Here is a 24,250-nt window from a genome sequence, read left to right as displayed (position 1 = left end):
CGTCTGCGAGCTAAGGTTCCGGTATGGCGATCTTCCACATCAGCGAGGCCGCGGACCTGCTGGGCGTCAGCGCCGACACCGTCCGGCGCTGGGTCGACTCCGGGCGCCTGGCGGCCGACCGCGACGCCGCCGGGCGCAGGAGCATCGACGGGGCGGATCTGGCCGCCTTCATGCGGGCCGGGGCCGGGGAGGATCCCGCACGGAGGACCTCCTCGGCGCGCAACCGCTTCCGCGGCCTGGTCACCGAGGTCGTCCGCGACCGGGTCATGGCCCGTGTCGAGATCCAGGCCGGACCGCACCGGGTGCTCTCCCTCATGAGCCGCGAGGCCGCCGACGAACTCGGCCTGGAGGTGGGCAGCGTCGCCACGGCCGTCGTCAAGTCCACCAACGTGGTCGTGGAGACCGGGGGAGGGCGCCATGCGTGAGCGGAGCGCCGTGCGGGCCCACGCCCTGGTCGCCGCGGCCGCCCTCCTCCTGTCGGCCACCTCTTGCGGTGCCGAGGACGGACGGCGTCTCACCGTGTTCGCCGCGGCCTCCCTCACCGACGTCTTCACGGAGCTTGCCGGGAAGTTCGAGGAACAGAACCCGGGCACCGAGGTCGTCCTCAACTTCGCGGGCAGCAGCGAGCTGGCCGCCCAGATCAACACGGGCGCACCCGCCGACGTGTTCGCCGCCGCCGACACCGCGACCATGGCGCAGGTCGTCGCGGGGGAGGGCCTGGACACCGACTGGGCCGCCGAACACGGCGAGAACGGAGTCGTCTTCGCCGCCAACACGCTGCGGATCGCCGTGCCCCCCGACAACCCGGCCGAGGTCGGGGAACTGGCCGACCTGGCCGACGAGGACACCCTGGTAGCCCTGTGCGCCGAGGAGGTGCCCTGCGGTGCCGCCACCGCGGCGGCGACCCGGGCCGCCGGGCTCGACATCGTCCCCGACACCTACGAGGAGGACGTACGCGCGGTCCTGACCAAGGTGGAGCTGGGCGAGGTCGACGCCGGCCTGGTCTACGCCACCGACGTCGTCGCGGCGGGGGAGCGGGCCATCGGCATCGAGTTCGCCCAGGCGGCCGAGGCGGTCAACGACTACCCCGTCGCGGTCGTGTCCACCGCGGATGAGCCCGCGCTCGCCGCTGCCTGGGTGGACCTGGTGCGTTCCGGCAGCGGGGCCGAGGTCCTCGCCGCCGCCGGATTCGAGGTCCCGTGAGGGGCCGCGCCGCCGGGGCGCGGCACCGGGACAGGGGCCTGCGGGTGCGCCCGGGCCGCGCCCCCTGGATCCTGCTCCTGCCCGCCTTCGCCGGAGCGGCCTTCCTGGTCCTGCCCCTGGCGGGGCTCCTGGTACGGGCGCCCTGGCCCGACATGGCCCGGCGCGTCACCGAGCCCGAGGTCCTGTCGGCCCTGTGGCTGTCCCTGTGGACCGCCACCGCCGCCACGGTCCTGTCCCTGCTGCTGGGGGTGCCGCTGGCGTGGCTGCTGGCCCGCACCGAGTTCCCCGGCAGACGGATCGTGCGCGCGCTGGTCACCGTGCCCCTGGTCGTCCCTCCGGTGGTCGGCGGGGTGGCGCTGCTGTTCGTGCTGGGCCGCAACGGCCTCCTGGGACAGTACCTGCACGCCTGGTTCGGCATCGGCATCCCCTTCACACCCGCGGCGGTGGTCCTGGCGCAGACGTTCGTGGCCATGCCGTTCCTGGTGGTCGGCGTCGAGGGCGCCCTGCGCGCCGCGGACCGCCGCTACGAGGAGGCTGCCGCCACCCTCGGCGCGGGCAGGGCCACGGTCTTCGCCCGCGTCACCCTTCCCGCGGTGCTCCCCGGCGTCGGTGCGGGCGCCGTCCTGTGCTGGGCGCGGGCCCTGGGCGAGTTCGGTGCCACCGTCACCTTCGCCGGAAACTTTCCGGGCACCACCCGGACCATGCCGCTGGCCGTCTACACGGCCATGCAGAGCGACCCGGAGGCCGCGCTCGTGCTCAGCCTGCTCCTGCTCGGCGTGTCCCTGGCGGTCCTGGCCGCCCTCCGCGAGAAGTGGGCGTTCGTCCGATGACGGGGGAAGCGGTGCTCGACGCGCGGCTGTGTGTGCGGCGGGGCGACTTCGAGCTCGACGCGGACCTGAGAGTCGGTTCCGGCCAGGTGCTGGCCCTGCTGGGCCCCAACGGCGCCGGGAAGTCGACCGCACTGCGCGCCCTGGCCGGCCTGGAACCCCTCAGCGGGGGGCACGTGCGTGTGGACGGGCGCGACGAGACCACCACTCCCGTGGAGCGGCGCCCCATCGGAGTCGTCTTCCAGGACTACCTGCTGTTCCCGCACATGAGTGCCCTGGACAACGTCGCCTTCGGCCCCCGCTGCCGGGGCCTGTCCAAGGCCGAGGCCCGCGCCCGCGCGGCCGAGCTGCTCGACGGCATGGGCCTGGCCGAACACGCCCGCGCCCGCCCGCGGCAGCTCTCCGGGGGCCAGGCCCAGCGCGTGGCGCTGGCCAGGGCCCTGGCGGCGCGCCCCCGCCTGCTGCTGCTCGACGAGCCCATGGCGGCGCTGGACGCGGGCACCCGCGTCGACGTGCGCGCGGGGCTGCGCCGCCGGCTGGAGGAGTTCGACGGGGCGACCGTGCTGGTCACCCACGATCCGCTGGACGCCATGGTCCTGGCCGACCGCATCGCCGTGGTCGAGGGCGGCCGTATCGTCCAGCAGGGCACCCCCGCCAAGGTGGCGCGGCGGCCCCGCACCCCGTACGCGGCCCGGCTGGTGGGGCTCAACCTCTTCCGGGGCACCGCCGAAGGTACGGAGGTCCGCCTGGCGGACGGAGGACGGGTGCGGGTCCACGAGGCCCACCGCGGCACGGTCCTGGTCGCCTTTCCCCCGCGTGCGGTCGCCCTGCACCGGGAGCGGCCGCAGGGCAGCCCCCGCAACGTGTGGCGGCTCCGCGTGGACAGCGTGGAGCGGTTCGGGGACCAGGTGCGGGTCCATCTGTCCGGGCAGCCCCCGCTGGCCGCCGACATCAGCCCCGCCGCCCTGGCCGAACTCGGCCTGTCCCCGGGGGAGGCGGTGTGGGCGAGCGTCAAGGCCGCCGAGGCGGACTGCTACCCGGCCTGAGGAGCGGATGATACCGAAGGGGAGAAAACGGGCAGGGAAAACCTGGGGACGGCCGGGTAACCGGGCCGTGCAGGGGGGAGACTGTTAGCACCCGGTGACGACAGTCCTTCCCCCCGCGGCTGAAGGAGGGGTGCCATGTCCCTGAGAGAGCACGAACGCAGGATCCTCGCAGAGATCGAGAGGCAGCTCAGTGAGGAGGAGCCAGAGCTCGCCGGACGGCTGGCGTCCCTCTCCGACGCCCCGTCCGACCTGGGACTGGGAAGCTGGAAACCGTGGGTGGCGTGCGGGCTCATCGCCGCGGTCACAGCCGGGCTGCTCGTTCTTCTCTTCGTCCTCACCCCGAGCGCGCCGCAGACTGCGCCGCGCACACCCGCGGAGACGTCGGAGGCCACAGGGACGCCCGGGGACGCGGTTCTGCCCGAGGCCCAACCCGCCGGGTAGGGACGACAGCGGCGGGCGGGCCCAGAGGGACCGCCCGCCGCAGGGTGTCACGTCACAGCGCGTTGGTGAACGCGGCGGCGATCGGACCGGCCACGGCGGAGCCCCCGCCACCGCCGTCCACCACCACGGCGAACGCCACGTCGCCCTTGAAACCGACCATCCAGGCGTGGGTGGGCAGCTCCTCGTCCTCACCCTCGGGCGTGCCGTACTCGGCGGTGCCCGTCTTGCCGTGGACCTCGCCCTCGAAGGGCACGTCCTTGGCGGTGCCCTCGGTGATCACCGCGCGCATCATCGTGCGCAGTGCGTCGGCGTGAGCGATCGGGCGCGGCTCGGGAAGTCCCTCCGCCGCCGGTTCGGTCACCAGCACCGGGTGGCGCCAGGAACCGTCGGCGACCGCCGCCGGAACCGTCGCCATGTGCAGCGGTGAGGTGAGCACCTGGCCCTGGCCGATGCTCTGGGCGCCCAGCATGGTGCTGCTGTCCATCGCGGGGAAGGACGGCTCGAAGGTCGGCACGCCGATGCTCAGCGGGGCGTTCATCCCGAACTGCTCGGCACTGGCCACCAGGGCATCGGAGTTCAGACGGTTGCCGACCTCCTGGACCAGGGCGGTGTTGCACGAGGTCGCGAATGCCTCGGTGACCGACTGGGCACCGTACTCGGCGCCTCCGGCGTTGGTGAAGGGCCAGCCGCCCAGGTCGTACTCCTCGGGGCACTCCATGGGGGTGTCCATGGTCATTCCGTTGTCCAGCAGTGCGCTGTAGCTGATGACCTTGAACACCGAACCGGGGGGGTACTGCCCCTCGAAGGCGCGGTTGAATCCGCCGGGGACGTTGACCGCTGCCAGGACCTCACCGGTGGAGGGCCGGATCGCGACCATGCCCGCCGGGTCGTCCGACCTCAGGATGGCGGCGGAGGCGGCGTTCTGGACCGCCATGTCGATGCTGGTGACCACGTCCTGGCCGTCGGATCCGTCCAGGCTGGCCACCGTGTTCTCCTCGGTGGCCTCCAGCGACGCGGGGTCCTCGGCCTGGGCGGCGTCCACCTTGACGATGGTGGTGGCCGCCTCGCCGGCCAGCTGCGCCTCGTAGGTGCGCTGCAGGCCGCTCACACCGACGGTGTCGCCCACCTGGTAGGCGGGGCCGAGCCGCTCGACGTCCTCCTCGGAGGCCTCGCCCGTCTCGCCCACGATCATCTGCAGGGAGCCCGAGATGCCGGAGGTGTCCAGCCGGGTGCCGTCCGCGGCCAGGATCTGGCCGCGCTCGCCCCACACCGCGGTGCGGGCGAGCACCTGTCCCTCGGCCAGCTCGGGGTAGGCGACCTCGGGGGAGAACCGCACCCACCACTCGCCGTCCTCGCGCACCAGTGGCAGCTCGCCCTCCCAACCCCAGTCGCCGGCGTTGGTCAGGGACACGGTGACCTCGTAGGAGGCGGTACCGGTGCTGCCCTCGGTGACGGGCGCGCCGATCTCCACGTCGACCGCCTCCACACCGAGCCCGGAAGCGATCTGCCCGAGCACGCCGGCGGCGTCACCGCCGATGGTGACGGCGGCGAGGCGCTCGTAGTCCTGCGCCTCCCATGCCGCCTCGTACTCGGCGGTGACCTCTTCGGGTTCGGGCATGGTGAGCACGTACCAGGAGACGCCGCCGCCGATCAGCAGGAGCGCCACCGCGGCGGCGGTGAGACCGATGAGCAGGCCGCGCCGCGACTTGCGCCCGGACGGGTTCTGCGGCCTCTCCGGTCCCTCCGGACCGCCGGGTCCGCCGTCGTAGAGGTAGGCGAAGCCGTCGGTGTGCGGCCCCGCCTCCCCGCCCGGGCGGTCGTCCCACTCCTCGTCGCCGCGGGAACCGCCCCCGTCGGGGAAGCCTCCCGCCTCCGACGGGGGAGGCACGTCGTGCCAGCCCGCAGGGGCCTCGCCTCCGTCATGGGCGGCCTCCCACGGGTCGGGTGCCGCGCCGTGCTCCTGCGGACCGCCGTGGGCCGGTCCGTCACCGGGAACGCCGGGGTGGGGGCGTCGGCTCTGCCAGGGATCCCGCTCCTCGCGGGGGCCTTCGCCGGCAGGGCCGCTCCAGGCCGCGTGGCCGGTGTCGGGAGACTCGTCCCCCCAGGGCGCCTGCGGAGCGTCCGCGTCCCGGTGGCCGCGGATGTCGTCGGTGTCCGGGGTGGGAGGGTTCTCCTGGTGCCGGTGGGCGCCGCCTGTGTTCGCGGTGGTGTGCCAGGGTGTCTGTGCGGGGTCGAGCGGGTCCCCACTGCTGCGGGTGTCGCCGGAGGCCCAGGGCTCCTGGTCCGTGTGCGGCTCGTCCCACCGGTGGGAGGCCGCAGGGGCTCCCCAGGTCTCGTCCGCGTCCCGGTGCTCGGCCCTCGGACCACCGGTGTCCCACCGGTCGCGGTCGTCCTTGCGGTGGCTGCCCGCGGTCCAGAGGTCATGGGTGTCCGGCGTCGGGAAGGAAGGCTCCTCCGCGGCGGGCGAGACGTCGTCCGCGTCCGCGGCGAGGCCGCCGACCGCGGGGATCTCCTCGGTGCCCGGATCGGCCGATCCGGTGTCGGCAGGAGCCGCCCACGGGTCGCGCGGGTCGGTCGCGGATCCGGCTACGCGGTTCCAGCCGTCGGACGCGGGGAAGGGGTCCGCCCTGTCGGGGGTACCGGAAGGAACGACGGGGAGGGCTTCGGTGCCCTCGGGCCAGTCGCTGCCCGCGGAGGACGAGGTGCTGATGCTCCAGGCGTCGGTCGGGGCGCCGCTGTCGGGGAGACCGCGCGAGACGGGCTCACGCGGGACTTCCGGGGGCGCGGGATCCGGGGTTTTCGGGGGCCTGGGGATGCGGTAGGGATTCTCGGGGCGCGAGCCGGGAGCCGCTCCCGGCTCTGCGGGCGGCCCGGAGGAATCCGGTTGCCGGGGGGACCGTTCGTCCACGCCTGACCGTCCTTCGTCGTTTTCTCCTGGGAACACCACGATGCCCCGCTCCCACCTGGTGGGAGCGGGGCATGAGGTCAGTGGCCGGCATGGCGGTCGCCTCTCGGCGCGGGGCACAACGGGGCTCCTGGCCGCACGATCGTCACCTCCCGGAGGGCGGGCGCCGTGCGCGGTATTCCGCGAAGGCAATAGTTGAGGCCCGGGGGACACTTGCTACCACACCGACCAACAGTGACTCTAACCCATTCCCCCGAGCCGTTGTTCCGCATCACGGGAATGGTCGGCATGTGCAATCTCACGGTGGGAAACCCGGTCTGAGGGGGAACACGCAGAGGCCGGCCCCGCAGAGGGGCGCGGGACCGGCCGGGAGTGCGCGCGCGGACTACTCCTGGCGCGCGACCTTGGTCATCTCCTCGCGGGTGAGCAGCTTGAGGCGCTTGCGGCCGCGCTCGGCCCCCAGCTCCTCCTCGCGGGCCTCGATCCGCTGCCAGCCCTCCCACGTGGTGTAGCGCACTCCGCGCTCCTCCAGCAGAGCGCGGAACGCGCCCGGGTCGGGCTCGGTGGCGGGGGTGAACGACGCGCGGTCGGCCACCAGGTTGCCCACCGTCTCCAGGGCATCGCCCTTGGTGTGGCCGATCAGGCCGACCGGGCCGCGCTTGATCCAACCGGTCGCGTACACGCCGTCGATCGGCTTCTCGTCCAGGTCCAGGACACGGCCGCCCTCGTTGGGGACGACGCCGCGCTCCTCGTCGAAGGGCAGGTCGGCCAGGGGTGAGCCCAGGTAGCCGATGGCGCGGTAGACGGCCTGCACCTCGTGGTCGACGTACTCGCCGGTGCCGCGGACGTTGCCGTCGCCGGTGAGCTCCATGCGCTCGGTGCGGAAGCCCGTGACCCTGTCCTCGCCCAGGACGGCGACGGGGCTGTGCAGGAAGTGCAGGTGCAGACGGATGTCGTCGCCGCGCGGGTCGCGTATCGCCCAGTTCTGCAGGATCTTGACGTTGGTCTTGACCTGGTTGGACTCCTCGCAGGCCTGGAGGCTGCCCTCGTCCATGTCGAAGTCCTCGGGGTAGACCACGACCTCGACCCCGGGCTGCTTGTCGAGCTCGCGCAGCTCCATCGGGGTGGCCTTGCACTGGGCGATGCCGCGCCGGGCGAAGACGTGCACGTCGGTGATCCGCTTGGCGCGCAGCCCCTCGTGCACGTTGTCGGTGATGTCGGTCTCGAGCAGGTCGTCGGCGTTCTTGGCCAGGATGCGGGCCACGTCGACGGCGACGTTGCCCGCGCCGATCACGGCGACGCTGGTGCCGTCGACGTGCCAGGACGGGGAGACGTCGGGGTGGGAGTCGTACCAGAAGACGAAGTCGGCGGCGCCGTGGCTTCCGGGCAGGTCGATGCCGGGGATGTCCAAGGGGCGGTCGCGGTCGCTGCCGGTGGAGAAGATGACCGCGTCGTAGTGGCGGCGCAGGTCCTCCAGCTTGAGGTCCACGCCGTACTCGACGTTGCCGTAGAAGGTGATCTGGGGCTTGTCCAGGATCTTGTGCAGGGCCCCTTGGATCTGCTTGATCCGCGGGTGGTCCGGGGCGACGCCGTAGCGGACCAGGCCGTAGGGGGAGGGCAGCTTGTCGAGGATGTCGATGCTGACGGACGTGCCGCACGCGGACAGGGTCTCGTCCTTGGTGAGCAGGTCGGCGGCATAGATGCCCGCAGGCCCCGCACCCACGATTCCCACTCGCAGTGGTCGCGTCATCGCACAGCTCCAAGTCTTCGCGCCAGAGTCGGACGCCATTGAAAAGGTAAGGCTTGCCTAATATACCCGGCGCCGAAGCCGGAATCCCTACCCTACTGGTGGGGAATTCCGCCCGAGGAGCCGGGGAACGCGTGCCGCACCCGGAGGCGCGGGGCGCCTGGAGGTGCCGGGCCCCAGGTGAGGGGGGGCGAAGGGCGCGCGCACAGGGCCGAAGGGCCCCCGCTGAAGGACCAACGTTCGGTCAGGTCCCGATCAGCCCCGGGTCTGCTGTGGGGAAAGTCACCTCCGCGGCCCGCCCTGTTCCAGTTCCGCCTTGACGGACGCGGCGAACCTGGCCACCTGCTCCTGCCCCGAGAGCTTGGCGATGGCGTCCATGATCGCGTCCGTGGCCTCCCTGCGCGGCCGGGCCCTGTGCGCCTGCCCCGCCCAGGGGGACAGGTCCACCTGTTCGCCGAAGCGCACGCCCACCCGGTTGAGCGACGGGATCTTGCGCCCGGGCGGCAGGATGCGCTCGGTTCCGGCCAGTGCGACCGGTACCACGGGGGCGCCGGTGGTCAGAGCCAGCCACGCCAGTCCGGTCTGTCCCCGGTACAGGCGCCCGTCGGGCGAGCGCGTGCCCTCGGGGAAGATGCCGAAGACCTCGCCGCCGTTGAGCACCGCCAGGCTGTTGTCCATCGCCGCCTGCGCGCTCTGGCCGGGGCGCCGGTCCACCGACAGCTGCCCCAGCGCGCGCAGGAGCCGGGCGAAGGCCCGCTTGGGCAGGGTGCCCTCGTCGAAGAGCTCCTGCTTGGCGATGAAGCGCACGGGGCGCGGACAGGCCACGCCGATGAACAGCGGGTCGATGAGCGCCAGGTGGTTGGCGGCCAGGATCACCGGGCCGCTGCGGGGCACGTGGTGGGAGCCCTCCGTCCTCACGGGCCACACCATGCGGGTCGCGGGCGCGACGACGGCCTTGGCCGCTCCGTACAGTGACACCATGGGGACCTTCTCCGGGATGGGGCGGGTGGGCGCGCGGAACCAGGAGACCCACGGGTCTCCCGTCGCGCTCCCTAAGACCATATCGGGCTCCGGGGCAGGTCGGCCGCACAGGGCCGGAGGGCCCGGGTCGGGAGGCCGAAACACGGGAACGGTGTCCTCGAACCACTGCCGTGGCGTGGGCCACACGCGCTAGGGTGATGGTCTAGACCTCTGGCGCAGGTCAGGGGTCCGCCCCGGACGCGCTCGTGAAGCGAGGAAACAGCCATGCCGAAACTGGTCGACGTCAGCCACCAGATCACCGACGGGATGACCACCTTCCCGGGCCTGCCCGAACCGAGTGTCGAGGAGAGCACGTCGGCGCCCGGTACGGCCGGCCACAGCGGTGGCCGCGTCACCATGGCCGGGACCACGGGGACCTACGTGGAGATGCCCGCACACCGCTACCGGGACGGGGCCGACCTCGCCGACCTGGACCTGGAGCGGGTGGCGGCCCTGCCCGGAACCGTCGTCGACGCCACCGGGACCCGCCAGATCGGCCCCGAGGCCTTCTCCGGCCTGGACCTGCGCGGCCGCGCGGTGCTGGTGCGCACGGGCTGGGACCGCCACTGGCGCACCGACTCCTACGGAGGTTTCGACCACCCCCACCTGACCGAGGCCGCCGCCAAGGTCCTCGTGGAGTCGGGCGCGGTCCTGGTCGGCATCGACTCCGTGGGCGTGGACGACACCTCCCCTGCCACCGAGGGGGCCCGGCCCGCACTGGCCGCCCTGCTGGCGGCCGGCATCCCGGTCGTGTCGCACCTGTGCCTGCTCGACCAGGTGCCCGCCGACGGTTTCACCTTCCATGCCGTTCCCGCCAAGGTCCGCGGCATGTCCGCTTTCCCCGTGCGGGCCTTCGCGGTCGCCGACTGACGCGCTGCCGGCCGCAGCGGTCCCGCCCGGCAGGCCGAAGGGGATGCCGGGTAGCGGGGCCGGGCGGACTCCCGCCGGCCGGCGGGAGGAACGGAAGGCGGAGGCGTTCACGCCGGGGTGGCCGCACCACGACGGCCACCACCGGTTCCACACCGCGATCAGCGGCCCTCCCGCGTGCCTCGCACCTTTCTAGAGGTCGGCGTCCAGGTCGCGCTGGGCCCGGCGCTGCTCCTTCTGGGCCCTGCGCTCGTCCTCCAGCCGCGCGGCGCGCTCGTCCTCGGCGACCGCACTCGCCATGGCGCTGGACAGGGCCCGCAGCTCCATGTTGATCCGCGGGTAGGAGGGCAGGCGCGGCAGCGCGCCCAGTCTCGGGGTGCGCCGCTCCTCCATCGAGGAGATGAGCTCCCTGAAGGCCAGGTCCACGCGCTGCAGGGTGATCGTGCCGACCGGGTCTGGCCGCTCCAGCGCCAGCGCCGACAGGGCCAGGTAACCGGTGCGCTGGGTGGCCACCACCACCGGCCACAGCGGCCGGGTGGCATCGGCCCGCGGCACGTCGCCGATGGCGCTGTCGTAGACACCGCGCAGGTTCACCAGGGACGCCCGCATGTCCCGCCGCAGTTCGTAGCGGCGTGCGGGGGTCATCGGGGTGTCCAGGTCCAGGGCTTCCAGCACACACTGCCGGGCGTCCTCCAGCACGTCCGTGATGGCCTGGGGGAGGCGGGTCGCCGAGGCCCTGCGCCACAGCAGCATGGCACCGGCCATGCCGATCAGGGAGCCGAGCACGGTGTCCAGCACGCGGATCCCCGCGATGTCGAGGATGGGCCCGGGTGCGGCCGTGTAGGCCAGCAGCAGCGCCATCGGGGTCATCACCACGGACCCGATGAAGAAGTTGCGGCCGATCACCACCTGGGTCAGGCCCTGGAACAGGCCGGCCAGCACCACCACCACGGCGAACGGCGGGTTCAGCAGGAGCAGGAGAGCGCCCAGGGCGACCCCCACGAGGGTGCCGAGGGAGCGCTGGACCGAGCGGTTGAGGGTGAGCACCATGCTGCCGCCCTGCAGGACGGAGGCGGCGGTGATCCCCACCCAGTAGGAGTTCTCCAGGCCCAGAGCCAGCGCGAACGCACCGGCCGCGGTGATCGTGATCCACATGCGCAGGGCGGTGGGGCGCACGAGGGAGTCGCTGCTCAGACTCGTCCTCAGGGCCTCCGCCAGTGCCGGGTAGCGGCTGTCGTCCAGCGTGCGCCCGCTCTCGTCGGGATCCTCCTCGCCGACACGCCGAACGACGTGCGCGGCCCGGGCCATCCTGCCGTACAGGCGCGCCTCCAGGGACTTGGGGCGCATACCGCGGCGCAGCTCGTCGAGCCCGTCCGGGTCCGGGGCGAGCGCGGGATCGGCCACGGCGTCGGCCAGGCGATCGGCGAACGCCGCGGCCTCCTCGGGCATCGAGGTGAGGCGGACCATGCACACCTGCGTGGCGGCCAGATGGATGTCGGAGACCCAGCGCAGGAGGGACCGCAGCCGTGCCGCCTCGGGGCTGGCGCGGTAGCCGCGGGTCTGGGCCAGCAGCAGGATCCGCCAGGCGTCGGCGACCGCCACCGAGGCGTCGTGCAGGGCGTGGTCGAGGTCGGGGGTGCCCACCGCGCGCAGGAGATCGGCCAGCTTCCGGTAGGCGGCCGCGACCGCCTGCTGCTCGGGGTGGCGGGCCCGCGTCAGGGCCCCCGACATCGACACCGCCCAACCGATCGCCGCACCGAGTGCGGCGATCAGGGCGTGCAGGGGCACCTGCGACACGTCTCCCGGGAAGACGGTGGAGATGGCGCAGACCAGGACGAAGAACATGGGGCCGGGCTTGTCCACACGCCAGGCGGCGCACACCCATGTGGCGATCCCCGCGGTGAGCCCGATGGCCGCCACCGAGGCCCACGGGGACAGCGCCGCGGCCAGGGAACCGAAGGCCACGCTGACGACGAACCCCAGACCGATCAGGGACAGCGCACCGGCCCGGTAGGCGTAGGGGGTCTTCTTCTCGTACAGGACCGACATCGACCCCAGGGCGGCCAGGCCCGCCGTGTCGGGCCCGAACAGCCAGGAGGCCAGGGCGAACGACGAGGTCATCGCGATCGTGGCCTTGGCGCCGGTGGTCCACGCCCAGCGGCCCGACTCCAGCCCGAAGAGGGCGCTCAGGTCCATCCGGGGCCGGGGGCGGGCGGCGACGGCGGCGCGCTCCGCTCCCTTGTGCGAGGAACCTCCCGCGTCGAGAGGTCCGGTGCTCCCGGTGCTTGCCTGGTCTCGCACGCTGTCCATCCTAGGTACTGTCGTCGGACTTCCCGGGAGGCCGTCCCGGCCTGCGGTGCCGGCCGTGCCGCCGGCCGGCTCAGTCCCCCGCCACCCGGGCGAGGGCGGTGTCCCGTTCGGCCTCGGCCCGCTCCGCCCTCTCCAGGGCGCGGTCGCGCGCCTCCTGGACCGCGGCCAGGCGGGCGGCCGCGGCCTCGCGCGACTCGGCCAGGGTGATCTCCGCGTTCCTGCGCTGGGTCTCCAGCTCGGCGGTCAGACGGTCGCGGTCGGCCGCCAGCCTCTCCAGTTCCGAGGAGAGGCGTTCGCGTTCGCGCCCGGCCGCGGCGCGATCGTCCTCCAACTGCCTCTGGAGCCGCGTCAGTTCGCCGTGGAAGCGCTCGCGCTCGGCGGCCAGGGCCTCCTCCGCCCTGCGGGCGCGCTCCTCCGCGTGTCCGGCCCGCTCCCGGGCGCCGCGCTCGGCCACCACGGCCTCGTCACACCGCCGGGCGTGCTCGGCCGCCTCCGTGCGCAGTGCGTCGGCCTCGGCCCGGAGCTGTCCGATCCTGTGTGCCGCCTCGGTCCGTTCGTGCTCCAGTTCGGCCCTGGCCCGCTCGGAGATCTCGGTGATCCGGCGCTCGGCGGCGGCCAGGCCCGCGTTGGCCTCGGCCACCGCGGCGTCGCGCTCGGCCCTGGCCCGCTCGGCGGACTCCCCGGCCTGCTCGCAGGCCTCCTCGGCGGCGTCCCGCCGGGCCAGGGCCTCCTCCGCCATCCGCTCGGCCTCCTGGGTCGCGGCGACGGCGGCCGCGGCGGCGTCCTCGGCGGAACGGCGGGCGGCCTCGGCCTCGCGCCTGCGGTTCTCCGCCTCCAACCGGGCGGCGTCGGCCTCCGCCGCCCGGCGGGCCCCCGCCAGCCGGGCGGCCTCCACCTGGGCCTCCGCGGCGGCCGGGTCGGTCATGGTGGCGAACGCCTCGGCGGCGGCCTCGAGGGTGGCGGCGAGCTGCTCGCTCTGCACCGCGAAACGGGTGAGCAGGTCGTCGGCGCGCAGGCGTGCGGCGGTCACCGGCTCCGCGGCCCCGAACACCGCCGCCGGCGCCGCTGCCTCCGGTTCCTGCGCCGCGGCCCGGGCCTCGGCCTCCCTGCGCTCGGACTCCTGGGCCTGGCGCTGGCGCTCCTTCCACGCCCGCCAGCGGGTGTGCTCGGGCAGGCCGCAGTACTGGGGCGGACGCCCCGGGGTGGAGGCCCGGGGCACCGGGAGGTCGCAGCCGGGGAAGTTGCAGGTGTTGGAGTCGGAGGTCGCCACGGGGCCGAGCGTAGCGCTTCCCCGTCCCGGGCCGCCGGGGTGTGTCGCCCCTGTGCCGGGAAAGGCGGCGCCCCCGTGCCGCGGAGGGCACGGGGGCGGGAGCCGGGGCAGGGTCAGTCGTGGGCGCCGAAGCCGTCGACGCGGCAGACCATGGTGGTCACGAAGGGCCGGAAGCCCTCTCGCTCCAGGAAGCTGATGTCCTCGGAGGCCGTGGCCAGAGCGGAGAACTCGATGTCGCGGATGCCCGTGGCGGCGAGCTGGTGGCGGATCTCCTCGAGCAGCTTGGAACCGACGTGGGTGCCGATGTACTCGGGGTCGATCGCGAAGGTCTGCACCACCGCGACGCGGGCGCCCCGGTCCCAGGTGCCCTGCGGGTTGTCGCGGATGGTGACCATCGCGTACCCGGCCAGGTCGCCGCGGTGCTCCGCGAGGATCGCCATGGTCTCGGGGTCGGCCAGCCAGCGCAGGTACTGGGCCCGGCGGCGGCGCCAGGACTCATCCAGGCTCGTGGTGCCGATCATGTCGGACAGGTGCGAGGCGCTCAGGGTGTGCTGCTGGTGGAGGGCGCCCCACAGGTCCTCGAGCTCCTCCACGTCCTGCACACCGAGGTAGCGGAAGCTGAGAACGCCGGTGTCGGTCGGTCGAGGCTTGGCCATCAGCGAAGTTTGCATTTTCTTCTCACCCGTTCTCACCAGCATTGGGTGCTGTTTCCCCCGGGTCCGTGGCTGGGGACCCTTGGCTGAGCTGTGGATCCGACTGTACGTGTCGGCAAGGGGGGAGGCGCGCGTGGCGCGAGGAAAAACCTGGATGAGATCTCACAAAAAGAAAAATTGAGGATCTTTCCTCACGGGTTGAAGTGGTGCGCCAGGTAAAGGTGTGTACGGAATCACCCTCTGACCCGGGACAACAAGGTTGAAACCACCCTGAAACACCAGAGTGCTGGCCTAGATTGGGAGGCATGATCGACCTCCGACGGTTGCAGCTTCTTCACGCCCTGGCACACCACCGGACGGTGGCCGCCACGGCGGAGGCGCTCAACGTCACCTCTTCGGCGGTCTCCCAGCAGCTTGCCGCACTGGCCAGGGAGGAGGGCGTTCCCCTCGTCGAACGCCAGGGCCGGCGCTTCGTCCTCACCGGGGCCGCCCGGGTCCTGCTCGAACGGGCCCCGACCATCTTTGCCGAGATGGAGCGCGCCAGCGCCGATCTCGCCGCCTACAGCAAGGGTGAGCGGGGTGTCGTGCGCGTGGGTTCCTTCGCCACCGGCATCAGCGACCTCATCGCCCCGGCCCTGGCGAAGCTGCGCATCAGCCACCCCGGCTGGCACTTCGAGGTGCTCCAGGCCGAGCCGGAGGAGAGCGCCGAGATGGTGCGCACCGGCCACCTCGATGTCGCGCTGACCATGTCCACGGCCCACCTGCCTCCCAGCGGCGACCCCGACTTCCGTGCCGACCCGATCATGGTGGAGCTGTTCGACGCGGTCCTGCCCTACCAGCATCCGCTGGCCTCCCGCCCCGGCCTGCACCTGGCCGAGGACCTGCGCGACGAGGACTGGATCCTCTCCGCGCCGGGCACCGCCTGGCACGGGTGCGTGACCGCGGCCACGCACCAGGCCGGCTTCCAGCCGCGCGTGGCCCACACCGCCGACGACCTCAGCGCCGTCTTCGCCCTCGTCCAGGCGGGGTTGGGCATTACGCTCATGCCGCGCCTGGCCTGGGCCGGACTGAACACGCCCCACCTCGTGGTGCGCGGGGTGCGCGGAACCGCCAAACGGCACATCGTCATGCTCTCGCGGGCCGGGGCCGACCCCGAACCGCTGCTCACCGCCGTGCGCGAGGCCTCCAACAAGGTTCCGGTGCCCTCGATGGGGCCGCCCTTCGCCCTCATCAGCTGACCCTCTGCCCGGCGCGGTCGAACCCGGGCAGCTCCGGGACGCCGTCGAGCACCTCCCGCGCGGACCGGTGCAGGTAGCGGGCCACCACCCGCACGGGGCGCCAGGCCCACTCGCCGGTGCGCCCGGCCAGGTAGACCTGCCGGACCCCGCCGAGCTCGCCCAGCGGGGCGTGGGCCACGCCCCGACGCGTCACCGCGGACAGGCGGGGCACCACGCCCACCCCGGCGCCCGCGGCGACGAGCTCCTCGAACAGCCCCAGGGTGTCGATGCGGTGCACGATGCGGGGCGTGAACCCGGCGTCCGCGCACATGCGCTGCACCAGGGCCTCCTCGTCGCCCCGGTAGGGGCTGGCGATCCACGCGGCATCGGCCAGCTCCCGCAGCCGCCTGCGGGTGAGGGTCCGGCTGTCGGCGCCCTTCGAGGGCTGCGACAGCAGGAGGTCCTCCGTGCCCACCGGATGCACCGTCAGTGTTCCCGGGAAAACTCGGGGAAGAAGGCTGTACTGGTAGACCACGCCCAGGTCGGCGCCGCCGTTCTGCAGCAGCTCCAGGGCCTGCTCCGACTCGTGCTCGACCAGGTGGATGTCGATGCCCGGGTGGTCGCGGCGCAGGCGGCGCACCGCGGGCAGCACGATCGGCGCCGCACTCGTGTACATCACGAGGTCGACACGGCCCGCCGGCTCGCCCTCCCCGGTGAACTCCGCCCTGGCCGCCTCCACGCGCGCCAGGATGTCCACCGCGTGCTCCGCCAGACGCCGCCCCGCCGGGGTCAGGCGCACGCGCCGGCCCTCGGGCACCAGCAGGGGCACCCCGGTCTCGCGTTCCAGGATCGCCAGGTGCTTGGAGACCGCCGAGGTGCTCATGCCCGTCACCTCGGAGACGGCGGCCATCGTGCCCAGACGCTCCAGCTCCACCAGCAGGCGCAGGCGCGTGAAATCCATCCACCAAAACTACATGGTTCGTCAACCATCGGTTCGTGGACAGAAACGAATGGCACCGGTCCAATGGTCGGGTGATCCGCTCTCTTGCTCCCTCGCTTCGCCGTGCCCGTTTTCAGGACCGCCGGGTGCCGGCTCCCCTCATGTTGCTCGTCGGCATGTTCACCCTGCACACGGGCAGCGCCCTGGCCGTGCTCGCCTTCGACCACGGCAGCCCGGCCACCGTCACCTGGCTGCGCCTGACGTGGGCCGCGCTCCTCCTGCTGGCCTTCAGCGGCCGCTCCCTGTGGCGCGCCGTACGCGAGGCGTCCTGGCGCGAGCGCGGCTCCGTGGTGATCCTGGGCACAGCGAGCGCGGGGATGATGGTGTTCTACTCCGAGGCGACGGCGCGCATCGAGCTCGGCACCGCCACCGCCATCGAGTTCATCGGCACCCTTGTCGTCGCGGTCGCCGCCATGCGGCGGCGCCGCGAACTGGTGTGGATCGCGGCCGCGGTGGTCGGAGTGCTGTGCCTGACCCGCCCCTGGCAGGGCGGTCTCGACCTGGTCGGTGTCGGCTTCGCGCTGGCGGGCGCGGCCTGCGTCGTCTTCTACATCGTGCTGACCCAGCGCGTGGGCGCGGGCTTCGGCGCCGTGCACGGGCTGGCGCTGGCCATGGGTGTGGGCTCGATCGTCCTGGCACCGCTGGGCGCCCCCGGGCTGATTGCCGCGCCCAGCCTCGACCTGGTCCTGTTCACACTGCTCATCGCGCTGCTCTTCCCCATGGTGCCGTTCCTGCTGGAGATGGTGGCGCTGCAGCGGATGGGCCGCACCGCCTACAGCACCTTCTCCAGCCTGGAGCCGGGAGTGGCCCTGCTCATGGGGACGGTCCTCATCGGCCAGGCGCCGGCCGCGGTGCAGGTGGCGGGTATGGCCCTGGTGGTGGTCGCCGGCATCGGCGCCGCACGCGGCGACCGCGGCCGCCGCCCGGCGGCCCCGGGGCGCGGCGGGCCTCCGCGGGGGAGCGGAGGCGGGGTGCGGTCCGCCGACCCCGGGCGGTCCGGCTCCGCCCGGGAGGCGGTGGCGCGAGAAGCCTGAGAGGAACGTCCGCGCGGGCCCCGCCCCGGGGGGCGCGGCCCGCGCACGAAGGACCGGTCACACTTGCTCGGCGCCGTCGGCGAGGCGCCCGGCGGCGATGTCCCTCAGAGCCTCCACGTGCCGGGCGAAGGCGTCGCGTCCCTCCCTGGTCAACGACAGCGAGGTGCGCGTGCGCCGGCCCACCGCGGTCTTGTGCACCTTCACGTAGCCGGCCTCCTCCAGCACCGACACCTGCTTGGACAGCGCGGAGTCGGAGACCTCCACGGTGTCGCGCACGAAGCGGAACTCCACCCGGTCGGCGGCGGCCAGCGCCGCCACGACCGAGAAGCGCACGGGGGAGTGGATCACCTCGTCCAGCCTGCTGCGGGGGTGACTCACCGCGTGCTCCGACCGCGCCGCAGGGCCACGTAGGCGACCACCAGCGGCGGAACCGCGCTCGCGAGGGCGCCGGGGCCCCACCAGAGCATCTCGCCGGGGAAAGCGGTCGCCCCCACCACCACGGTGAGGGTGTAGATGCCCGACCATGCGGCGATCATGCCCCCGTGCAGGGCCTTGTACCCGCGCGGCTGCACGGGGCGGCTGAGCGCGAAGGCGGTGAGTCCGGCGATCACGACGAGGAAGAGCGGTGTCGCCCAGGCCACGGTCACCGGCGAGGGCATCAGCCCCAGTGCGAGCAGCAGCCCGCAGCTCGCCGCCGCGTAGACGGTGGCGTACCCCGCGTACCAGCGCCCCCGGCCGCGGGTGTGTGCGTCCATCGCCTCGGCCTGTTCGAGCGCGCCGAGGGCCTCCTCGCGTCCGACGTCCATGTACGGCTCCTTCCGGATTCCCTTGTGTGTTTCCAGCTTCGCACTTACTTTCCAACTTGGCAAGTGATTTCCATGCAGGAAGGAGAGAGGCGGCCGCCGTCCACGGTGCTGCCCCGGGACCGGCCACCGGTCGCGATGCACTAGCGTGAGCGCATCATGGCCGCCAAAACCGATCTCGAACTCCTCCGTGCCTACGAGCCCGTGCTCATGCTCACCAAGGGGGAGTTGTTCCACCCGACCGACGTGGAAGCCTACGTCCGCAACTGCAGCCTGTGGATCGAGGAGAAGAGCGGTGAACGCCTCCTCGTCCCCGCCGGTGAACTCACCCTCGACCGCCTGGCCACCGCGGAGGAGGAGTGGCCCGCGCGCCACAAGCACCTGCGCTTCGTCCAAGAGGAGAGCCTGCGCGAGGAGGCCCGCCGCTTCAAGGGCATGGCGCGCACCGTCATCCCCAAGAGCGGCCGCCTGGCCGCCGTCGGCGTCCTGGGTCGCGTCCTCGACATCCTCATGAAACTCTCGCTCCTCATCCGCGGAGCGGTGCCCGGAGGCGTCACCTTCGCGGCGGTGACCCGTTACCGCGAGCGCGTCGACGACGGCCGCGCCACCTACTACGGCCGGGTCACCCGCGAGGGCGGCTACGTCATCCTCCAGTACTGGTTCTTCTACGCGATGAACGACTGGCGGACCATCTACGGGGGCGTCAACGACCACGAGGCCGACTGGGAGCGTGTCACCGTCTACGCCGTCGAGAACGCCGACGGCACCACCCGCCCCGTCTGGGTGGGCGCCTCGTCGCACGAGTACACCGGCGACGACCTGCGCCGCTCCTGGGACGACCCCGACCTGCACAAGGACGGCGACCATCCCGTCGTCTACGTCGGCGCCGGTTCGCACTCCCACCAGATGCTCCCCGGCGACTACCTCATCCAGGTCGACCCCGCGGTCCTGCGCGGGGTGATCAACGCCTGGAAATGGATCACCCACCGCGTCTTCCGCGCCGACAGCGCCATCAACCGCCACGGTATCGGCGTCCCCTTCGTCGACTACGCCCGCGGCGACGGCATGCGCCTGGGCCCGGGAGGCGACCGCGAGTGGAACGCCGTCCTCATCAGCGACGACACCCCCTGGATCAACGGCTTCCGAGGCCTGTGGGGCCGCGACACCCGCGACTTCTTCGACGGCGAGCGCGCCCCCAGCGGCCCCCGCTACGAGCGCGACGGCACCGTCCGCCGCTCCTGGGACGACCCCCTGTCGTGGGTGGGCCTGCAGAAGACCGCCCCGACCGAGGCCGCCGCCCGCGCAGGGCTGCGTTCCCACGTGGAGCGGCTCGACGAGCGCCTCCGGGAGCTCGATGCCGAGATCCTCCGCCGCCGCGACGAACTGCGCCGGCTCGACTCCGCACGCATGGTCCTGGCCCGGGAGGCCGACACCCGCCCGCGCGCCCGGGAGTACGCCGAACGGATCGGCGCCCTGGAGCTGGAGATCGCGGAGGTCTACGAGGAACGCGTCCTGACCGCCGACGAGCGCGACAGCCACCTGAAGGCCCTGGCGAGCGACGTCCCTCTGGTGCCCGGCCCCACCGAGCACCTCAAGGCACCCCACCTGCCCTACACGTCGGGCAAGCAGCGCACCACCCGCTTCCTGCACCTGTGGGTGGCCCTGAGCACCCCGCTGCTGCTCGTCTCGCTGGCCCTGCCGATGTTCCTGCTGGACGGGCAGTTCACCTTCTACGCGATGGTCGGCGTCATCATGCTCTTCGCCGCGATCGACTCCGTCGCCCGCCGCAGGTTCGGCCAGTTCATCACCGGCCTGGCGGCTCTCGCCCTCCTGGGCGCGCTCCTGGTCGGGATCGTGGCCGCGTTCGTCATCAACTGGCGTGTGGCCGTCGCCGTCCCCCTGGGGGCCCTCGTGCTGCTCCTGCTCGTGGTCAACATCCGCGACCTCATGCGCCGCTGACCGCTCGGCGGTACGGCCCGTGCCGCCGGGGTGTGCCTCACACCTCGGCGGCGCGGGCGTGTCGCCGAGCGGGACGCGCGGGTCGGCGGACAGGATCGGATGCAGCCGACGCCAGAAAGGGAGCCCCCGCGTGACTGCCTCCGATCCCGCACCGGAACGCACCATGGACCTCGGCCACAGCGACGCCCCGCCGGGAAGGGCGGGCCGCGGACCGCAGTGGACCCGGCTCTACCGTGGCGGCCGTCCCGAGGCGGACGCCGACGGCCCGGCCCAGGCCTGCCAGGCCCTGGAAGGCGACACCGACCTCATGGCCTGGACCGCGCTGGCCTCACCCGGCCGTGCCCAGCTCGACGAGCTCGCCGAGGCCCTGGACCTGCCCGACCTGGCCCGGGAGGACGCCGTCGTCGCCCACCAGCGTCCCAAGGTCGAGGTCCACGGCGACGTCCTCCTCCTGGTCCTGCGCCCGGCCCGCTACGACGAGGTCCGCGAGGAGGTGGAGGTGGGGGAGGTCCACGTCTTCGTCCGCGACCGGGTCGTCGCCACCGTCCACCACCCGGGCCCCGAGGGGACGGTGGACCTCGACCGGATCCGCGAGCGGGTGGAGAGGCAGGAGGGCCTCCTGGAGCACGGCCCGCTCGCCGTGCTCCACGCCGTCCTGGACGGCGTGGTCGACGGATATGCGCCCGTGGTGTCGGCGCTGCAGGCCGACATCGACGAGGTCGAGAGCCAGGTGTTCGGCGGTGACCCGGGCGCCTCCCGCCGCACCTACCGCCTTGCCCGCCAGGTCATCATGCTCCAGCGGGCGGTCGACCCCCTCGACGGGGTCCTGCGCGCGCTCATGGCACCTCTGGAAGGCGCGGGGGCTCCCGGGCGACCGCTGCGTGCCCAGGTCGCCGACGCCGAGCTGCTGTACAGCTTCCTGCGCGACGTCGCCGACCACGCCACGACCGTACGCGAACGCGTCGACGGTTTCCGGCAGCTGCTGCAGAACATCATGGCCGTCAACAGCGCCCTCATCGACCAGGCGCAGAACGAGGCGATGAAGAAGGTCTCCTCCTGGGGCGGCATCCTCGTCGTGCCGACCCTGATCGCCTCGGTGTACGGCATGAACATGGACCCCCGGCCGGGGTTCGAATGGCTGTTCAGCTGGCCCGCCGCCCTGGCGCTGATGGTACTGTCCAGCCTCGCCCTGTACACGGTTTTCCGCCGCCGGGGGTGGCTCTAGAGCCTGTTTCTCGGATGCTCCCGCGGGGGATCGGCTCCGCCGATGCGGCGAGAGCATCCGAAGAACACGGCCCGGGTGCACCGACCTGAGAGGCTGGTGCATCCAGGTCCGGCCCCCGGCTCACATGTGCCAGGGCAGGTTGCGCCACGGGCTCAGCGGGTCGGTGGTCAGTACCCGGTGCGCCGCCACGGAGTCCGTGTAGTAGGGGCCGAACCTTCCCTCGTCGAACGCCATCGCCCGCCCCAGGACGAACCCGGCCGACATCTCCTCCCAGGAACCGTAGTGGCGCATCGACGCCGCTCCTGCCCGGAGAACGTACCGCAGTGCCGTCTCCGGGTCGCCGTGGCCCGCGCTCACACCCCAGCGTGCGAGGTTGACGGCGCGTCCGAGGTCGTAGGCGCGCACCGTCCGCACGAGGGTGCCCCGGGGCAGTACCCCGTCCTCGGCCATGCGCTCCTCGTACTCCCACACCCGCGCGGCGGTGTCCACAAGCGACGGGTACACCGACGGATCCGCCCCCTGCGCCCAGCACCAGCGGCCGATCAACTCGGGCCAGGAACCGGCGTCGAAGGGTGCGCCCGGCAGGCGCGCCGCCTCCCGCGCGCGCAGGTCCAGGACGAGTGCGAGAGGGTCGGGGGAGCGGTCGTCGGAGACGAGGGAACTCAGGGCCTGTTCCCACCCGGGAGTGTCGGTGATGCCCCAGGAGTCGCGCAGCTTGGCGCGGTTGTCGTCGGCGTCGCAGCACGCGCACGCCGAATGCAGAGCGTTCCACACCCCGCGGCCGGCGACGGGCATGTGCGCCCCGCAGGCGAAGGCGTGTGCCGGCGGCCCCTGGAACACCCCCTGGGGATCGCTGAGCAGCCGCAGCTTCCTTGTGAACAGGCCCATGGCTCTTCTCCTTCTTCCGGTGGAAGGCCCACCGAGATCGGGCGGATGGTCGATCTTCTCGAAGAGGCAGGACAGCCCGGGTCCGGGGGTGGTGCCGCGCGTCACGTACACCTAGTATGGGAGCGCTCCCAAACCGGAAGGGCCCTGTGATGAGTCTCCCCGCGAACACCTCGGACGTCCCCGAGCTCCCCGCCGACCTGCTGTTCGGCACCGCAACGGCGGCCTACCAGGTCGAGGGCGGTGTCCACGAGGGCGGGCGGGGCCCGTCCATCTGGGACACCTACTGCCGAACCCCCGGGAAGGTCGCCCGGGGGGAGAGCGGCGACGTGGCCTGCGACCACTACCACCGCTACGGGGAGGACACCGCGCTGCTGGCCGAACTCGGCGTCGACCTGTACCGCTTCTCCGTCGCCTGGCCGCGTGTGCAGCCCACCGGCAGGGGGAAACCGAACGCGGAGGGGCTGGCCTTCTACGACCGCCTCGTGGACTCCGTCCTCGGGGCCGGCGTCGAACCCGTCCTCACCCTCTACCACTGGGACCTGCCCCAGGCGCTGGAGGACGAGGGCGGCTGGCGCGTGCGAGACACCGCCTACCGCTTCGCCGAGTACGCGAGCATCGTCGCCGACCGCCTCGGTGACCGTGTCAACCGGTGGATCACCCTGAACGAGCCGTTCTGCACCGCGTTCGTGGGCCACGCCGTCGGACGGCACGCCCCCGGGACGCAGGAGGGCAGGCCGGCCCTGGCCGTCGCCCACCACCTGCTGCTCGCCCACGGAATGGCCACCGGCGAACTGCGCGCGGCCGCCGCCGGGGAGGTGGGCATCACCCTCAACCCCGACCACCTGGTCCCCGCCACCGGGTCCGAGGCCGACCTGGCCGCGGTGGAGCGGGCCCGCACCCTGCACAACCGCGTGTGGCTGGACCCTCTGTTCACCGGTGCCTATCCCGACAACGAGAAGGAGGTCTGGGGGCCGCTTGCCGACGGCTCCTACCGCCGGGACGGCGACCTGGACATCATCGGCCAGCCCCTGGACTTCCTCGGGGTCAACTACTACCGGCCCATCATGCTGCGCGACGCTCCGCACACCGAGCCCGACCCGGCCGCGCGCACCGCCGTGGACATCGGCACCGAACAGGTGGCCTTCGAAGGGGTGCGGCACACCACCATGGGCTGGCCGGTCGTTCCCCAGACCTTCGCGGACCTGCTCGTCGACCTCGATCGGCGCTATCCCGGTCTGCCGCCCATCCTCATCACCGAGAACGGCTCGGCGGAGGACGACCGGCCCGACGCCTCGGGCCGGGTCCGCGACACCGGGCGCATCGAGTACCTGCGCGACCACCTGGCCGCCCTGGGCCGGGCGATCGAGGCCGGGGTGGACGTGCGCGGATACTTCGTGTGGTCGCTGCTGGACAACTTCGAATGGGCCTTCGGCTACGACCGCCGCTTCGGTCTGGTGCGCGTGGACTACGAGCTCCTGGAGCGCCACCCCAAGGACAGCTTCCACTGGTACCGCGACTTCCTCACCGGCCATCGGGCCCGCCGGATGCGCGGGGAACCGGGACGGGGGACGGCCGCGTCCTGAAGCGCGCCGGGTGAGCACGCGCCCCGGGACACGTCCCCCGCCGCGCTCCTTCCGGCTCCGTCCGGGGTGCGGTGGCGGTCGGCCCGTCGTTGGGCGGTGGTGACCGCGACCCGGAAGCGTTCGGCGGGTGCGAGGCGGACGCCGACGTGGGTGATGTGGGCGGTCGAGGGCCTCCTGGCCTTCTTCGGGTGTCGATCCAGGCGGTCCGCACCTGTGTCGGAGGTCCTCTCCTGCTGCCACATCGCGGCCGGG

General features: G+C 72.9%; 21 protein-coding genes. 11 read left to right on the top strand and 10 right to left on the bottom strand.

The window, feature by feature from the left end:
* The first annotated feature begins 23 nt into the window (after nucleotides 1–23).
* The 5 genes from FHS13_RS10295 (at nucleotide 24) to FHS13_RS10275 (ending at nucleotide 3,517) form a co-directional block, all read left to right on the top strand.
* On the top strand, nucleotides 24–425 hold the full coding sequence (locus FHS13_RS10295) for a TOBE domain-containing protein (RefSeq protein WP_184290843.1): 402 nt from the start codon (nucleotides 24–26) through the stop codon (nucleotides 423–425).
* The gene (gene modA / locus FHS13_RS10290) at nucleotides 418–1,203 is read left to right on the top strand and encodes a molybdate ABC transporter substrate-binding protein (RefSeq protein WP_184290841.1); all 786 of its coding nucleotides are present in this window, start codon (nucleotides 418–420) and stop codon (nucleotides 1,201–1,203) included. The genes FHS13_RS10295 and modA overlap by 8 nt, the downstream gene beginning before the upstream one ends.
* Nucleotides 1,200–2,033, top strand: a complete 834-nt coding sequence (locus FHS13_RS10285; protein WP_184290838.1) for an ABC transporter permease — start codon at nucleotides 1,200–1,202, stop codon at nucleotides 2,031–2,033. The genes modA and FHS13_RS10285 overlap by 4 nt, the downstream gene beginning before the upstream one ends.
* Nucleotides 2,030–3,076: an ABC transporter ATP-binding protein gene (locus tag FHS13_RS10280; RefSeq protein WP_184290836.1), complete on the top strand. Its 1,047-nt coding sequence runs from the start codon at nucleotides 2,030–2,032 to the stop codon at nucleotides 3,074–3,076. The genes FHS13_RS10285 and FHS13_RS10280 overlap by 4 nt, the downstream gene beginning before the upstream one ends.
* A 135-nt stretch (nucleotides 3,077–3,211) precedes the next feature.
* Nucleotides 3,212–3,517, top strand: a complete 306-nt coding sequence (locus FHS13_RS10275; RefSeq protein WP_184290834.1) for a DUF3040 domain-containing protein — start codon at nucleotides 3,212–3,214, stop codon at nucleotides 3,515–3,517.
* Between the two features lie 52 nt (nucleotides 3,518–3,569).
* On the opposite strand, the gene FHS13_RS10270 is transcribed toward FHS13_RS10275, so the two are convergent.
* The 3 genes from FHS13_RS10270 to FHS13_RS10260 all read right to left on the bottom strand — a co-directional run bounded on the left by FHS13_RS10270 (nucleotide 3,570) and on the right by FHS13_RS10260 (nucleotide 9,147).
* Nucleotides 3,570–6,425 carry a penicillin-binding transpeptidase domain-containing protein gene (locus FHS13_RS10270; RefSeq protein WP_184290832.1) on the bottom strand — a complete coding sequence of 952 codons (2,856 nt, stop codon included), beginning with the start codon at nucleotides 6,423–6,425 and terminating at the stop codon, nucleotides 3,570–3,572.
* Between the two features lie 382 nt (nucleotides 6,426–6,807).
* Nucleotides 6,808–8,154, bottom strand: coding sequence for an FAD-dependent oxidoreductase (locus FHS13_RS10265; RefSeq protein ID WP_184291017.1), 1,347 nt, complete (start codon nucleotides 8,152–8,154; stop codon nucleotides 6,808–6,810).
* A gap of 297 nt (nucleotides 8,155–8,451) precedes the next feature.
* Nucleotides 8,452–9,147: a 1-acyl-sn-glycerol-3-phosphate acyltransferase gene (locus FHS13_RS10260; RefSeq protein ID WP_184291015.1), complete on the bottom strand. Its 696-nt coding sequence runs from the start codon at nucleotides 9,145–9,147 to the stop codon at nucleotides 8,452–8,454.
* 267 nt (nucleotides 9,148–9,414) lie between these two features.
* Here FHS13_RS10260 and FHS13_RS10255 point away from each other — a divergent pair, with 267 nt between their 5' ends.
* Complete coding sequence (locus FHS13_RS10255; RefSeq protein WP_184290830.1) at nucleotides 9,415–10,059, top strand: cyclase family protein; 645 nt, start codon at nucleotides 9,415–9,417, stop codon at nucleotides 10,057–10,059.
* Between the two features lie 189 nt (nucleotides 10,060–10,248).
* Here FHS13_RS10255 and FHS13_RS10250 read toward each other — a convergent pair whose 3' ends face one another.
* The 3 genes from FHS13_RS10250 to FHS13_RS10240 all read right to left on the bottom strand — a co-directional run bounded on the left by FHS13_RS10250 (nucleotide 10,249) and on the right by FHS13_RS10240 (nucleotide 14,292).
* Nucleotides 10,249–12,366: an FUSC family protein gene (locus tag FHS13_RS10250; protein WP_184290828.1), complete on the bottom strand. Its 2,118-nt coding sequence runs from the start codon at nucleotides 12,364–12,366 to the stop codon at nucleotides 10,249–10,251.
* Nucleotides 12,367–12,436: 70 nt separating this feature from the next.
* Nucleotides 12,437–13,636 carry a coiled-coil domain-containing protein gene (locus tag FHS13_RS10245; RefSeq protein WP_184290826.1) on the bottom strand — a complete coding sequence of 400 codons (1,200 nt, stop codon included), beginning with the start codon at nucleotides 13,634–13,636 and terminating at the stop codon, nucleotides 12,437–12,439.
* A 113-nt stretch (nucleotides 13,637–13,749) separates the two neighbouring features.
* Nucleotides 13,750–14,292, bottom strand: coding sequence for a GNAT family N-acetyltransferase (locus tag FHS13_RS10240; RefSeq protein WP_184290824.1), 543 nt, complete (start codon nucleotides 14,290–14,292; stop codon nucleotides 13,750–13,752).
* 302 nt (nucleotides 14,293–14,594) lie between these two features.
* Between FHS13_RS10240 and FHS13_RS10235 the strand changes: the two genes are divergently transcribed.
* The gene (locus tag FHS13_RS10235; protein ID WP_184290822.1) at nucleotides 14,595–15,527 is read left to right on the top strand and encodes a LysR family transcriptional regulator; all 933 of its coding nucleotides are present in this window, start codon (nucleotides 14,595–14,597) and stop codon (nucleotides 15,525–15,527) included.
* Here FHS13_RS10235 and FHS13_RS10230 read toward each other — a convergent pair.
* Nucleotides 15,520–16,467, bottom strand: coding sequence for a LysR family transcriptional regulator (locus FHS13_RS10230; protein ID WP_184290820.1), 948 nt, complete (start codon nucleotides 16,465–16,467; stop codon nucleotides 15,520–15,522). The genes FHS13_RS10235 and FHS13_RS10230 overlap by 8 nt on opposite strands.
* A 71-nt stretch (nucleotides 16,468–16,538) precedes the next feature.
* Between FHS13_RS10230 and FHS13_RS10225 the strand changes: the two genes are divergently transcribed.
* On the top strand, nucleotides 16,539–17,540 hold the full coding sequence (locus FHS13_RS10225; protein ID WP_184290818.1) for an EamA family transporter: 1,002 nt from the start codon (nucleotides 16,539–16,541) through the stop codon (nucleotides 17,538–17,540).
* A 57-nt stretch (nucleotides 17,541–17,597) separates the two neighbouring features.
* On the opposite strand, the gene FHS13_RS21425 is transcribed toward FHS13_RS10225, so the two are convergent.
* Complete coding sequence (locus tag FHS13_RS21425) at nucleotides 17,598–17,918, bottom strand: transcriptional regulator (RefSeq protein WP_184290816.1); 321 nt, start codon at nucleotides 17,916–17,918, stop codon at nucleotides 17,598–17,600.
* A complete protein-coding gene (locus FHS13_RS21420) occupies nucleotides 17,915–18,346 on the bottom strand; it encodes a hypothetical protein (RefSeq protein ID WP_184290814.1) in 432 nt (143 codons plus the stop codon). Before FHS13_RS21420 ends, FHS13_RS21425 begins: the two co-directional genes overlap by 4 nt.
* Nucleotides 18,347–18,502: 156 nt before the next feature.
* On the opposite strand from FHS13_RS21420, the gene FHS13_RS10210 reads away from it, so the two are divergent.
* The gene (locus FHS13_RS10210) at nucleotides 18,503–20,302 is read left to right on the top strand and encodes a hypothetical protein (protein WP_184290812.1); all 1,800 of its coding nucleotides are present in this window, start codon (nucleotides 18,503–18,505) and stop codon (nucleotides 20,300–20,302) included.
* A gap of 163 nt (nucleotides 20,303–20,465) precedes the next feature.
* Entirely contained in the window at nucleotides 20,466–21,527 is a 1,062-nt protein-coding gene (locus FHS13_RS10205; protein WP_184291013.1) for a magnesium and cobalt transport protein CorA, read from the top strand.
* A 120-nt stretch (nucleotides 21,528–21,647) separates the two neighbouring features.
* Here FHS13_RS10205 and FHS13_RS10200 read toward each other — a convergent pair whose 3' ends face one another.
* Nucleotides 21,648–22,415, bottom strand: coding sequence for a DUF1266 domain-containing protein (locus FHS13_RS10200; RefSeq protein WP_184290810.1), 768 nt, complete (start codon nucleotides 22,413–22,415; stop codon nucleotides 21,648–21,650).
* A 149-nt stretch (nucleotides 22,416–22,564) separates the two neighbouring features.
* On the opposite strand from FHS13_RS10200, the gene FHS13_RS10195 reads away from it, so the two are divergent.
* Entirely contained in the window at nucleotides 22,565–23,998 is a 1,434-nt protein-coding gene (locus tag FHS13_RS10195; RefSeq protein ID WP_184290808.1) for a GH1 family beta-glucosidase, read from the top strand.
* Nucleotides 23,999–24,250: the final 252 nt, after the last annotated feature.

This window comes from Nocardiopsis algeriensis (assembly GCF_014203695.1).
In the GTDB taxonomy this organism is placed as follows: domain Bacteria; phylum Actinomycetota; class Actinomycetes; order Streptosporangiales; family Streptosporangiaceae; genus Nocardiopsis; species Nocardiopsis algeriensis.
This window is presented reverse-complemented; position numbering and strand designations above follow the sequence as displayed.